This is a genomic window from Desulfobaculum sp. SPO524, from assembly GCF_044987625.1.
Lineage (GTDB): Bacteria > Desulfobacterota > Desulfovibrionia > Desulfovibrionales > Desulfovibrionaceae > Desulfobaculum.
Genome location: NZ_JBJDSB010000001.1, coordinates 78,228 through 90,956 on the forward strand (window position 1 = coordinate 78,228; position 12,729 = coordinate 90,956).

Annotated in this window: 10 protein-coding genes and 1 tRNA gene; 1 reads left to right on the top strand and 10 read right to left on the bottom strand. The window is 54.9% G+C overall.

All coding sequences use genetic code 11. The features are described 5' to 3' along the window. Positions 1-85: 85 nt before the first annotated feature. The 8 genes from ACI3L3_RS00375 to ACI3L3_RS00410 form a co-directional block, all read right to left on the bottom strand. The gene (locus tag ACI3L3_RS00375) at positions 86-2,998 is read right to left on the bottom strand and encodes an Hpt domain-containing protein (protein ID WP_404843112.1); all 2,913 of its coding nucleotides are present in this window, start codon (positions 2,996-2,998) and stop codon (positions 86-88) included. 85 nt (positions 2,999-3,083) lie between these two features. Beyond that, positions 3,084-3,455, bottom strand: coding sequence for a response regulator (locus tag ACI3L3_RS00380; RefSeq protein WP_404843113.1), 372 nt, complete (start codon positions 3,453-3,455; stop codon positions 3,084-3,086). Positions 3,456-3,464: 9 nt separating this feature from the next. Further along, complete coding sequence (locus ACI3L3_RS00385) at positions 3,465-4,148, bottom strand: chemotaxis protein CheW (RefSeq protein WP_404843114.1); 684 nt, start codon at positions 4,146-4,148, stop codon at positions 3,465-3,467. Further along, on the bottom strand, positions 4,135-4,917 hold the full coding sequence (locus tag ACI3L3_RS00390; RefSeq protein WP_404843115.1) for a ParA family protein: 783 nt from the start codon (positions 4,915-4,917) through the stop codon (positions 4,135-4,137). The genes ACI3L3_RS00385 and ACI3L3_RS00390 overlap by 14 nt, the downstream gene beginning before the upstream one ends. Before the next feature lie 87 nt (positions 4,918-5,004). Beyond that, a complete protein-coding gene (locus tag ACI3L3_RS00395; protein WP_404843116.1) occupies positions 5,005-5,397 on the bottom strand; it encodes a PilZ domain-containing protein in 393 nt (130 codons plus the stop codon). Positions 5,398-5,438: 41 nt separating this feature from the next. After that, entirely contained in the window at positions 5,439-6,314 is an 876-nt protein-coding gene (locus ACI3L3_RS00400; RefSeq protein WP_404843117.1) for a CheR family methyltransferase, read from the bottom strand. Position 6,315: 1 nt separating this feature from the next. Further along, positions 6,316-8,247, bottom strand: coding sequence for a HEAT repeat domain-containing protein (locus ACI3L3_RS00405; RefSeq protein ID WP_404843118.1), 1,932 nt, complete (start codon positions 8,245-8,247; stop codon positions 6,316-6,318). 52 nt (positions 8,248-8,299) lie between these two features. Continuing rightward, entirely contained in the window at positions 8,300-9,379 is a 1,080-nt protein-coding gene (locus ACI3L3_RS00410) for a chemotaxis response regulator protein-glutamate methylesterase (protein ID WP_404843119.1), read from the bottom strand. Between the two features lie 299 nt (positions 9,380-9,678). On the opposite strand from ACI3L3_RS00410, the gene ACI3L3_RS00415 reads away from it, so the two are divergent. Next, positions 9,679-9,755 (top strand) — tRNA-Pro (locus tag ACI3L3_RS00415). Positions 9,756-9,957: 202 nt separating this feature from the next. On the opposite strand, the gene ACI3L3_RS00420 is transcribed toward ACI3L3_RS00415, so the two are convergent. Both ACI3L3_RS00420 and ACI3L3_RS00425 read right to left on the bottom strand, forming a co-directional pair. After that, complete coding sequence (locus ACI3L3_RS00420) at positions 9,958-11,028, bottom strand: hypothetical protein (protein WP_404843120.1); 1,071 nt, start codon at positions 11,026-11,028, stop codon at positions 9,958-9,960. A 33-nt stretch (positions 11,029-11,061) separates the two neighbouring features. Beyond that, positions 11,062-12,480: an MBOAT family O-acyltransferase gene (locus ACI3L3_RS00425; protein ID WP_404843121.1), complete on the bottom strand. Its 1,419-nt coding sequence runs from the start codon at positions 12,478-12,480 to the stop codon at positions 11,062-11,064. Between the last annotated feature and the right edge of the window lie 249 nt (positions 12,481-12,729).

The window sequence follows — 12,729 nt, forward strand, 5'->3', positions numbered from 1 at the left end:
CTGCGCGGACCATTCGTACGCCAACAGAAAAACGCCGGAGTGCACTGCACTCCGGCGTTTTTGTATTGCGATATGGTCTACGGGGCTAAGGGACAGCAGCCGTCGCCCTCGTGGACATGCGGTAGATTTCGTGCGGGTCGAGGATAAGCACCACGGAACCGTCACCCATGATGGTGGCACCGGAGATGCCTTCCTTCTCCCCAAGGTAGTCGCCAAGGGGTTTAATGACGATTTCCTGCCGCTCCAGCAGGCTGTCCACAATGATGCCAAGGCGGCGGTTGCCATCCTGAATCACCACGATGGGCAACTGCTTGCGCGTATCCTCTTCGCCCCCTGAGTCGGAGTCGATTTCCAGAATCTCGGAGAGTTCCAGAATGCCAAGGACCTCGCCGCGCATGGTGACGGCCTTGCGGTTGTTGACCTCGGTGAGAAGGTCGGCATCCAGCTTGGTCGTCTCGGACACGGCTTCAAGGGGAATGGCGTAGACCTGACCGCCCACGGTAATCATCAGTGCGTCGATGATGGCAAGCGTCAGCGGCAGGGACAGGGTAAAGCGCGTGCCCTTGCCGACGTCGGTCTGCACGTTGATGGAGCCTTTGAGGTTTTTGATGTTCGTCTTTACGACGTCCATGCCGACACCTCGGCCCGAGATATCCGTAATCTTCTCCGCGCCGGAGAAGCCCGGAGCGAAAATCAGCTCAATGGCCTGCTGGTCGTCCAGCGCCTTGGCCTCTTCGGGCGAGATAACGCCCTTCTTGACGCCGACTTCGCGCATGCGCTGGGGGTCAATGCCCTTGCCGTCGTCCTCGACCTCAATATTCACGGAGTTGCCCGCGTGGTAGGCGCGCAGGTAGACCTTGCCGGTTTCGGGCTTGGAGGTTTCCTTGCGCTCCGCCGGGGATTCCAGACCGTGGTCCACGGAGTTTCGGATAAGGTGGACAAGCGGATCGCCGATTTCCTCGATGACGCTCTTGTCCAGTTCCGTCTCTTCGCCTTCCATGATGAGTTCCACATTCTTGCCGCTCTTGCGCGACAGGTCGCGGACAAGGCGGGGGAAGCGGGTGAACACGGTCTTCACGGGCACCATGCGCACTTTCATAATGGTGTCCTGCAGGTCATCAGAAATGCGGGCCATTGCGTAAGTGGTTTCCGTCAGATTCGATGCCACGTCCTGCAGGTCCACGCCTTCGCCGCTTTCGCCGCCCTCTTCCAAGTGGCGGGCCAGCATGGTGAACCGGTTGCGGTTGATGATCAACTCGCCAATGAGGTTCATCAGGTGGTCCAGCTTCTCGTGGTCCACGCGGATGGTGGAGGAGACCTTGGGCTTGTGCGCGTCCTTGGCGGCAGCTTTGGCCGCGGGCTTGGCGGCGGGCTTCTTAGGCTCCGGCGCGGGCGCGGGCTTGGCGTCAGCCTTTGGCTCGGGCTTGGGTTCCGGCTTCGGTTCCGGCTTTGCCTCGGCTTTCGGTTCCGGTTTCGGCTCAGGCTTGGGCTCAGGCTTGGGCTCAGGTTTCGGCTCTTCCTTAGGCTCCTCTTTGGGCGCCGCCGGTTCGGGCTGCGGCTCGGCCGCGGGAGCATGCTCCAGCTCCTCTTCGGCAGCGGCGGCCAGTTCCTCTTCGCCACCGCCCTTCAGGCGGGTCACGATACCCTGAATCTGGTCACTCAGGATGCCGCATTCCTGACGCAGGATGTCCAGCATCAGGGAAAAATCCATATCCGCCGTACGGGCCTGATCCACCAGTCCTGCGGTGCGGCCAGCATTGAGCTTGATGTCTTCAAAGCCCATGTATCCGGCGGAGTTCTGCACGGTGATGAGCGAGCGGTACAGCGCGTCCACAAAGCTGGACTGCGAGGGGTCCTTGCCCAGCTCCTCAAGGGAGAGGTTGATGGCGGCAATCTGCTGGTCCACCGTGGCGATGAAGATACCGGCGTCCTCTTCGTCCACCTCCAGCGAGGGCTGAGGCTCGGCGGCGGGCTTGGCGGCCTGCGCGGGGGCGGGTTCTTCGGCTGGTGCGGCCTCCTCCGCGGGAGCCTCCTGCGCTTTGGATTCCTCGTCGCCCTCTGTCTGGGGCAGAAGAATTTCGCCGGTCTTCTCGGCGTGCTGCAGGGCATGCACCAGCTTACGCGTGTCCAAGGATTCCGCCTCGGCGCTCTCGGAGTCCACATTGCCGATGAGGGTTTCAATGGCGTCGGCCACCATGAGCAACAGATCAACCAGCGGCTGCGAGACCTTCATCTCGCCGCGGCGCACAATGTTGAGCAGCGTCTCGGCCTCGTGCGTCAGGGAGTTGAGGTCCTTGAAGCCGACAATGCCGCTGTTGCCCTTGAGGTTATGGTAGTACCGGAAGATGTCGTTGACGGTCTCGTCGGGCGTTTCGTCCTTTTCCAGACCGAGCAAGGCTTCGTTGAGATTCTGGACGATCTCTCGGGCTTCTTCGAGGAAGTCCTCAAGGTGTTCCTTAGCCGCCACGGTGAGGGTGTACCTTTCTACCACGAAGGGTTCCAGCTCCTCCTCCGGCTCGGCGGCTGGCGGCGCGGGGGCGCCCGGCTCGGCGACCGCCGGGGTCTCATCGACCTCGGGCGCAGCGGGGGCGGCCGGAGCTTCACCACCCGCAAGCAGGGCGTCCAGCGTGTTCACCGTGTCGGTGATATCCACATCGCCTTCACCGCCCTCCGTCTCCAGATTATCAATCATGGTCCGTAAGAGGTCCGTGGAGCTCAGGATAACGTCCATAATCTCAGACGTGACCACCATCTTGCCTTTGCGCAGCTCGTCCATAACGTTTTCCGCGCGATGGGCGAGCATATTGATGGTGTTCAGCCCAAGAAAACCCGATGCCCCCTTGAGGGAATGCATGGGCCTGAAGATTTCGTTCAGGAGGTCCAGATTCTCGGGGTTGTTCTCAAGCTCAAGCAGATTTGGCTCAATCGTCTCTAGATGCTCTTTGGCCTCTATGATGAAATCTGCAAATATTTCAGGATCCATGAACTCCTGACTCATTGCCCTACCTCAAAAGTTCGGCGTTCCGGAGTGAGAAAGACCAACCGGACACCCGTTGGAAACAGTCCAGGCGCAAATCGGCCGATTACGCGCCAAGGAGCATTTTGACGTTCTTCACCATGGTATCGGGCTGTGCGGGCTTGACCATGTACAGGTTGGCCCCAAGGTTCAGGCCGGTTTGGATGTCCTTGTCCTGGCCTTCCGTGGAAAGCACGACGATGGGCACATCCCTGTAGGTATCCTGCTCGCGGACCGTCTTGATAAAGGTGAAGCCGTCCATGCGTGGCATGTTCACATCGGAGATGATGAGGTCCACATGCTCTGCGGAGTACAGCTTCTCAAGACCATCCAGCCCGTCTTCGGCGGTCGTCACCTTGAAGCCTTCCTTCTTCATGATGAAGGCAACCAGATTCCGCACAGTCTTTGAATCGTCCACAATAAGAATATGTTTAGACATTTTCTCTCCCTATCCCTTGAGAACCTTGTCCACGATGCGGTCAACCGAAAGGATGCCTACCAGCCTCGCGTCCTCAGCCTTGAGGAGCCCTGCCACGTATTCGACGTTGCCGCCGAGGTGGGTTTCCACTCCCCAGTCGATGCTGTCCTGCTCAACCCTGTACATCGTCTTCACCGATTCAATCAGAAGGCCCACCTGCAACCCCTTGCGTTTACAGACCACGATGAAACGGCAGTCTTCTTTCGCCACGGGGATGCCCATCAGCATGCCGGTCATGACCAGTGGCGTGACGCGGCCTCGCAGGTTCACGATGCCCGAGATAAATCCCGGAGCCGCCGGAAGCTTGGTCGGAGCGACATATTTGATGACCTCCTGCACGGTGTCGATGGGCACCGTAAACTCCTGCCCGCCAAGCGAGAAGGCAACCAGCTGGAGGGAAGGCTCGTTCTTGAGGCTTTCCATCAGGTCTGGTTCGTCTACGGATTCCTGCGCCGTCTGCCCGTCATCAGAACGCCGTGCAAAGCCCGGGGCCGCCTGCACCTGTGCAGGGTCCGGCAGGCTCTGTCCTACGGCGTCCGCGTTTTCCCCGTGCCCCATGTATTTCTTCAGAAAGGCCTGTTCGGCCTCCGTCAGATTCTCATCGGACTCCGGGAGAAAATTGCGTTCCAGAAAGTATTCCTCAGGCGTCTTCATTCGCTACGATCTCTTTTGCTAACAGGGAGTATTCGATGGCGCCGCGGGAGTTTTCATCTATCTCGTAGATAACCTTGCCCTTGGCGCTCGCCTCGCGAAAGTTGGTGTCCAGATTGATGACCGTTTCAAACATCTTGTCGCCGAGCTTCTTTCTCAGCAGATTCAGCACCCGTCTGCACGCCCCGGCCCTGCGGTCGAACATTGTCGGCAGAGCCCGAAACCGGATGGGGCGTGCCAGCACCCGGTTCAGCGTGCGTATTGTGTCAAAGAGCAGCCGCAGTCCATGCAGGGCCAGAAAGTCGGTCTGGATGGGGATAATCACCAGATCCGATGCCACCAAGGCGTTGACCAGAAGCACACCGACATGCGGTGGACAGTCCAAAACGATGTAGTCGTACTCGCCCTTCAACGGCTCCAGCGCATCCTTGAATATTGCCCCGCGCCCTGGGCGGGACTTCAGGTCCATCTCCAATTCGGAGAGGCGGATGCTTGCCGCGGCAAAATCAAACCCCGGTTTTTGCTCCTGGTGGATGATCTTTTTCCACAGCTCGGGGACGTCGTCCTTCTCGGCATAAAAGATGTCGAGAACGGTGTGGGTCAGGTCCTCCGGGTAGTGCGCCAGATGGATGGAGGCGCAGGCATGGGGGTCCAGGTCCATGACCACGGTCTTCTTCCCCAGCCTGTGCAGCGCGGCCCCGAGGCTCAGCGCTGTTGTCGTCTTCCCTACGCCACCCTTTTGGTTGGCGACGGCGAGCACCTTAATACCCAACGTTTTTCCCTCGTCGTGTACGCGCCCGTCCCGCATGGGGCGCATTGTGGCGTCAGCGCGGGACTTTTCTTCCGGGCCTGTCCCCTCTTACACTGCTCTTGAGATAAATCTCCTCAGTGCCTGCAGGTCGTCAAAGTCCACATCCAAAAAGCGAATGCCGTGCTTATAGCGCGTCAGCGGCATAATCTCCTCAATGCGGACAACCTCGGCAATGGCCTGCAGGTACTGGCCTGCGTCACTTTCAAAGACCTTGAAGTAACCGGAATGGAACTTGTTGAGGCTTGGGATAAAAATCTTCACCTGCAACTTGTCCCCGTCCTTGAACTTCTGCCCGCAGACGACGCTCATTCCACTTGCGCTGATGTCCGCGCAGCTGACTTCATGTTTCTTCTGCCGTGCCAAAGGAAAGCGAAACTCTCGCAGCTCCACACGAAAATTCTTGGGGAGTCGGACTTCCCTGCGTCTCTCGGTTGCATTCATCGCGACGGATTTCCTCCTGCATGCAAGTACCACGAGGCACGTTAACCCTTCTTATAGACAATGGCTCCGGTGTAGTGCATCGGCTTGAATGCACGGGTGATGTTATGCAGCGACTCGGAGTGTCCAATCAGCAGAAACCCTCCGGGCAGAAGATTGTCGTAGAATGAACTGATGACATTCTTCTTCATGGCATCATCAAAGTAGATGATGACGTTGCGGCAGAAGACGATGTGAGAGCGTTCCACACGCTTAAGCTGCATACGATCGCTGAGGTTGATTTGTCCAAAGGTGATGAGCTTTTTCAGCTCTGGCTTCACCTTGAATTTGCCGTCTTCCTCATCGAAGTACTTGGGAATAATTTCCTTCGGTGTCGTGCGAAGCGCATACTCCGTATACACGCCCCGGCGCGCCGACGCCAGCACCGCGTCCGAAAGGTCGTTGGCGGTGATGCGAATATCCCAAGAACTAATCTCACTGCGCAGGGTTTCATGCAGCTGGATGGCCATTGTGTAAGGCTCTTCGCCCGTGGAACATCCTGCAGACCAAATGCGCAGCTTTTTGGTGCCCTTCTTGCGCTGCTCATCAAGGATTTCCTTCAGCACATTTTCCTGAAAGACCTTGAGCTGCGGCGGATTGCGAAAAAAGCTCGTCTCGTTGGTGGTGACCACCTCAAAGAGCTTGCTCAGCTCCTGCCGTTTTTGCGCGTCGTACTGCAAGTAGTAATAGTACTCGCCAAAGGACTTGAGGTTCAGGTGCTTCAGCCGGTTCCGGAGTCGGTTTTCCAACAGATACTTGCGGTTATCTGCAATATAGATGCCGCACTTATCGTAGATGAAATCCCGGAGCTGTTTGAACTCCTCCGGAGAAATCGTGAACTCCTTCTTCAGGGAGATGGTCTTGGAGAAGAGAGAAGACATGTTAGCTACCCTCCCCGCCTTGTTCATCCTGAATTCGAGCGAGCGCGTCCTCGGCTGCCGCGGAAAGTTCGGGGTTCTCGGAATTGACGATTTCCAAAAGCGCGCGGAACGCGTTTTCGCCGCCAATGGAGCCAAGGGTCTCCACCACCTTAATCTGCACCAGCGGGGATTCGTCCTCCGCAAGGTCCATCAGGCGGGGAATGGCCTTCTTGGCGGCCTTTTGTCCCAGCGCCTCCACTGCGCGCACACGGACCCAGTCGTCAGCGTCATCAAGCGCGACAAGTAGCATGGGCACCACAGCGTCATCGTCACAGCCGCCCATAAGGTCCACAACGGCCAGCCGCACTTCGCGGTTTTCGTCGCTCAGACGATTCTCGATAACCGGGAGCCACGTCTGCAGGTCTGCACACATGTGGGAGAAGGCCTCAAGGGCCACCTTGCGGATGTCGGGGATTTCGTCCTCAAGGGCGAGCTTGATGTCATCGATATTGGCAGCAATATCCAGCTTGCCCATGGCGTAGACGGCCATAAGCCTGTGGATGGGTTCCGGACTGCGGAACAGCGTGTGGAAGCGCTCGTTCATCGCCTCGCCGCCCACGTTCACGCAGGCTTCCAGCGCGGCTTCCTTCACGTCGTCGTAGGGATGTTCGAGGAAGCCGAAGAGCACCTCTCCGGTGTCTTCGTCCTTGAGCACGGTGCCGAAGTAAGCCAGCGCGCCCTTGAGCACGGTGCCGTCGTTATGCTTCTGCAGCACATCAAGGAAGAAATCCTTCACCACCGCGCCGCAATTGGTGAGCGCGGTAATCAGGGCGCGCTGCACATCGCGCTCGCAGTCCCAGAAGACGTTGGTCATCAGTGAGCAGACCGCGTCGTCCTTGGTCCGGCCCAGCGCTTCCACAGCGACCAGCGCCCTGTGGGTGTCCTTGCCGTGCAGGCCGTCCCTCAGGGCCTCGGTCAGGCCGATATTGGCAAGGGCGTCCACGGCAATGCCAAGGCGCTCCGGCACACGCTCGGGGTCCATGTGCGAGGCGAGCTCCAGAACCTCTGCCGAGGCCTTTTCGCCGCCCACAAAGCCGAGGCCAAGGATGGCGGCGTCCTGGATGTCCTCTTCCTCATCATGGATGGCGATGAGCAGGTACTGCCGGAATTTTTCGCGCTCTTTCTGCGACAGCAGCTTGAGCGACTTGCCGCCGAGGATGTTGACGATGGCTTTGACGATTTTATTGCGCAGAGCGGTGGGAGAGGAGTCCATCTGCGCCAGTAGCATAGGCACGGCCTTGACGTTGGCCATCTCGCCGAGGGCCTCGACGATCATGGACGCAACAAGGTCGGAACTACGGCCCATGGCTTTGGCCAGTGCGCCGATGGAACTGTCTTCGCGCACCTTGGCCAGCGCCTCGATGACGGCGAACTGAATCCATTCCTCATCCTTGAGGGCCTGATTCAAATATTTGGCGCCATGCTTCAGCTGCAATTCACCAAGGCTGACCGCGGCCTGATACCGCACGTTCACCTCGGGGTCCTTCAGCAACATGTCGCCAAGCGGCGACACCGCCTGGGAACTGCCGCTGGAGCCGAGAATGTCGGACACAAATATCCGAATATCCGGGTCCTCGTCGTGCACCAGCTTGGTCAACGACGACATGGCCTCCCCCGCTATCTCGCGGAGGATGTCCATGGACAGGTTACGCACGGGAGCATCATCGGAACGCAAGAGAGGAATGACGGCCTCTGCCGTCTCTACGCCCCCCAGCTTACGCAGCGCCATGTCCGCGGCTTCCTGCAACCCCAAATTGTCCGACAGCAAAAGCTGGGCAAGGTCTGGAATGGCCTCTCGGCATTCCTTGTCTCCCGCGAGGAAAGCGGCTTCGCGCTTGTCCTCCACCTCGCCGGTTTGCAGGACTTTGGCTATCTCCTTGCAGTTCTCCATCATTCTCCCATCCTTGCATCATTCTCCCGGGTTGACGCCCGGGGCGGCATATGGGTCACTTGTAAAGATTGTCGATTATGGCACTGGCCATGTCGTCGATGTCCACAATCTCATCTGCCAGGCCCGCGTCGACTATCGCCTTGGGCATTCCATACACAACGCATGTTGCGTCACTCTGGGCCAAGGCCCGTCCGCCGCGCTGTTTCAGGACCTTCATACCTTCCATGCCATCATTGCCCATACCGGTCAAAATGACACCGAGTGCACGCCGTCCAACCCCTCCGGCTACCGACGCGAGCAATTCATTCGCAGACGGTTTATACAGCGCCTCGGCCGGCCTTTCGGACACGACCACATCGATGCGGCTCACCTTCTGTTCAATGCGCAGATGCTTGCCGCCGGGGGCGACGTACACCGTACGCGGGGCGAAGCGTTCACCATTTTCGGCCTCCTTCACACGCAGCGGGCAGACGCTGTCCAGCCGCTTGGCAAAAGGACCGGTAAACGCGGCAGGCATATGCTGAGCAATCAGTATGCCAGCGGGGAAATCCGCAGGCAGCTGCGACAGCACTTTTTGCACCGCAGGCGGGCCACCGGTGGATACGCCAATGGCGACAACGTCGCGCTTCAGACTGCCACCGATTTTGGGCTTCCTGGGGGCTGCGGGTGCGGCAGGAGTTGCCGCGGGGGACGCCGCCGGTGCGGCCTTGGCCCGGACAGGGGCCTTGGGCGCGCGGAACTTGCGGCGGCCAACAGTGAGCACCTTTTTCCGCAGGTCTTCCTCGATTTTGATGATATCCAAGGAAACCTTGGAAAGCTGCTTGGGAATAAAATCAACAGCCCCAAGCTCCATGGCTTTCAGGGTAGACTCGGCCCCTTCGGTTGTCAGAGAACTGACCATAAGCACAGGTCTGGGCATCTCCATCATAATATGCCGCAAAGCAGTCAATCCGTCCATACGGGGCATCTCGATATCGAGGGTCACCACGTCTGGCTGGTGTTTCCGCACCATCTCAAGCCCTTCTTCGCCATTGCGGGCAGTCGCCACAACACGAATATTGGGGTCTTTTTCGAGCATGGTCTGGATTGCTTTGCGCATGAAGGCGGAATCATCCACCACTACGACCGTCACCACGTCGGGAACTCCTTTTCAACAGCAGGCTATGACACGACGCCTCTGGCACAGAACGAGCGGGTACCAAGGCGAATCTTACCATGATTAGGACACCAATCACAGCAAAAATGGTTTAAGACAAGGGTGTAAAAGAAATACGAGGTGGAGACAACTCCAATTTCCGCCACAGAGGTGCCACACGACTCACTTTCTGCCCCCTTCCCCCTTTGCGGGGCAAAAAGTCTCGACGAAATTTTCAAAATAATCGTAAAAAGTACTTGCCAAACAGGGATAAAACACCTAATCACTCTCTCCGTCGACGGGATGTGGCTCAGTTTGGTAGAGCGCTGCGTTCGGGACGCAGAGACCGCGCGTTCAAATCGCGCCATCCCGACCAGAGAACATAGGGACGTAGAGGCAACTCTACGTCCCTTTTTCCTTTTGGTCAGACAGCCGGGGCCGACATCTTCGCCCCGTCATCCCAAAACGGCCCCGCAAGCCCGCTTCAGGGGTCCACCTGCATTATTCCTTAAGCCCAGCCTTCCCCTCTAAGGAGCCCCCCAGCATTCTAACGGAACTGTCTGCGAGGTATACAAGGGCTATTCTTTTTGTGCGTGTTCTTCCAAGGTTCTGATTGTCGCTCGCCGAAATGTTCGTTTGAATGCATCGGCGAATATATGGCTCATGTATTGGCTCCCTGGCTTATGAAAATGGCGCCCGTCTCCGTACAAAGAGCTGGGCGCACCAGGTGCCGTTTCAATATACTGTGAACGAGGCAGGCCTAAATATTCAAGGAGTGCCGACGCAGACTTGGCATGCTTAGCCAATTTTTTTGGGGGAGCATTATCTGGAATAGGCAAAACTGTGAGAAAGAATCGACTGAATCCATACTTTTGTATGACACTTTTAAGCTTGCCGAGTACCGCGATGTACTCAGGGGTCATATCGGGCACAAACCCACCTCGCAATTTCCAGGAGATGGGCTCTGATTCCTGACTCATATACTCCTCGAGCGACAGATTCATCCCACTGACAATCTGCGGAGATGGATAGTTCCCTGTCTCTGCAATTATGCGCTGAAAATGCGAATAGCCCCCAAATGCCTGGTTCATTGGGGCAGAGACAAAGGGAGTGTCCAAAAGTCTTTTGGCATACAATTGTATTGGAAGTAGACATCGACGGTAAAAAGGGCCCCCAGCAACCGACGCTTTCGCTTCACGCTGAAGAACCTGTGCTATTTTCCTCACCTTACCGTACGGACGCCACTCAGGAAGTCGATAGAACTGCGTTGGGCTTATTGCGATGACGGCATAGGAGTCCGGGTTATAGGTGAAAAAGACATCAACAAGCTCTGCATACCCCTCAGGACCACAGTACCCCGTCGTAGAGAACGATTCTATTGAGAATCCTGTTTCTGTTGCAATTTGCTGTGCAACAAGAGAGTTACTTGCAATACTGTCTCCGAATATCCCTATGTCCGCCCGTATTCCATGCACCCTCATCCACTGCGTATAGGCTATCACAGTACTTGTTTCTTTTTTTATATTATTCAAGACTATTTCATTTTGATCAACATACTGTCCCACATACAGACCAATCGCAAAAAGAATTGTCACAAACAAAGCAACGGATGATAGGTATGCCATCAAGTTTACCTTTGTATTCTTCATTCCGCCAACATGCTCCGTTGCAATCGCTGCTTGCTAGAAATTATAATATATAAAGGCCTGACCAAATTCTTTTTCATACAAGGCAAAACATAGCGTCACCATGATAGCTGTTATTGCAGCCCGGCGTATCGACTGGAACACAAAAAGGCCATCATATTCAATTATTCTCTTTTGAATTAGTTCGACAACCGCTATGACAAACAGAAAAAGTACTGCAACTTTTAACATCATTGTATGCCCAGTAAGCCACGACATATTCGAAAACGAATTGAAACAGTTCATCAATTGCTCAAGTGACCGCACCCTGAACAAAAACCATCCGAATTGAACAGCCAGAGTTGTTAACACCCATCCTAACCAATCCCCTGTGCGAAAAATATTAAGCTTCTTTATTGATCTCATTATATGAACAATGGCCACAAGGAATCCATTATACACACCCCAGACAACAAAATTCCAACCAGCACCGTGCCAGAGCCCACATAGCGTAAATGTTGCAATAATATTAACAACTGCACGCCCAGCCCCCTCCCTGCTACCACCAAGAGGAATATACAGATAATCACGAAGCCATAAACTTAAGCTTATATGCCAACGTCTCCAAAAATCGACTATAGAAGTTGCGGCATAAGGAGCGTTAAAATTCCATACTAGGTCGATACCAAAGAGCTTTGCCGATCCTTTTGCAATAAGGCTGTACGCCCAGAAATCACAATAAATTTGAATAGAAAAAAGCACTGTCGCAAGAACGGTTGTCCACCCCGTATACAGCTTATGGTTGAACGCAGCATCCACGATAATTCCGCAATAATCGGCAATGCAAATCTTCAAAAAGTAACCGATTGTTAATATATATAAACCGCTTTGTATATTCTGCGCGAGCACATTCCTCCTCACACTAATTTGAGGAAAAATGTTATTCGCCCTCTCTATTGGACCCGCTACAAGTTGCGGAAAGAAAGAAATATACAGCGCATAGTCAACAAAGCCACGATAACTACACTTTCCGCGCAATACATCAACTATGTAAGAAATCGCTTGAAACGTAAAAAATGATATCCCAACTGGTAAAACAATCTCACTTGAGACGCCCGTTTTTTTCAAATCTAGAATCAAATTTATATTTTCAAGAAAAAACGATGCATACTTAAAGTATGCGAGATTCATAACAAGGACACCTATCCCAATCCACGCAATACTATATTTAAACCTTGTATAAGTCCGTATTAAGCACGAACACAAATACGACGAAACAAAAGTAAACACTAAAACTGGCAAAAAGTGTATATTTATAAAGGAATAGAAAAACAAACTTGCGCACAGAAGGACAACATTTTGCACGCGTGCCGACCTTGCAAGAGCGTGCAAAGTGAAAGTTACAAGCAATAGGATGGCGTAGACTTGTGTTGTAAACAATACAACTCCCCTCAATATATACTTATCAATATCCACATGGCTTGCTTCATTTTTCCTCTCTCAATCGTAACTCCATCGCTCTATACATCAGTATACTCACGCGACTTTTCACAACAAAAATACACCACCACACTATTTTAATCTCGAATTCCCTCTCTATTGTCAATCCTTCATATACCGAAAAACATTCTTTGCCTTCTTCACCGCACGCTCTATGGATAACAGCTCAACTCTCTTCAATCTCCTACAACGCTCCCCCAGTGTCAGTTGAACACCAAACACGGA

Bases quoted from the DNA above. Each gene is read 5' to 3' on its own strand.
- ACI3L3_RS00375 (WP_404843112.1), bottom strand. From the start codon at position 2,998: ATGAGTCAGGAGTTCATGGATCCTGAAATATTTGCAGATTTCATCATA.
- ACI3L3_RS00380 (WP_404843113.1), bottom strand. From the start codon at position 3,455: ATGTCTAAACATATTCTTATTGTGGACGATTCAAAGACTGTGCGGAAT.
- ACI3L3_RS00385 (WP_404843114.1), bottom strand. From the start codon at position 4,148: ATGAAGACGCCTGAGGAATACTTTCTGGAACGCAATTTTCTCCCGGAG.
- ACI3L3_RS00395 (WP_404843116.1), bottom strand. From the start codon at position 5,397: ATGAATGCAACCGAGAGACGCAGGGAAGTCCGACTCCCCAAGAATTTT.
- ACI3L3_RS00400 (WP_404843117.1), bottom strand. From the start codon at position 6,314: ATGTCTTCTCTCTTCTCCAAGACCATCTCCCTGAAGAAGGAGTTCACG.
- ACI3L3_RS00405 (WP_404843118.1), bottom strand. From the start codon at position 8,247: ATGATGGAGAACTGCAAGGAGATAGCCAAAGTCCTGCAAACCGGCGAG.
- ACI3L3_RS00420 (WP_404843120.1), bottom strand. From the start codon at position 11,028: ATGAAGAATACAAAGGTAAACTTGATGGCATACCTATCATCCGTTGCT.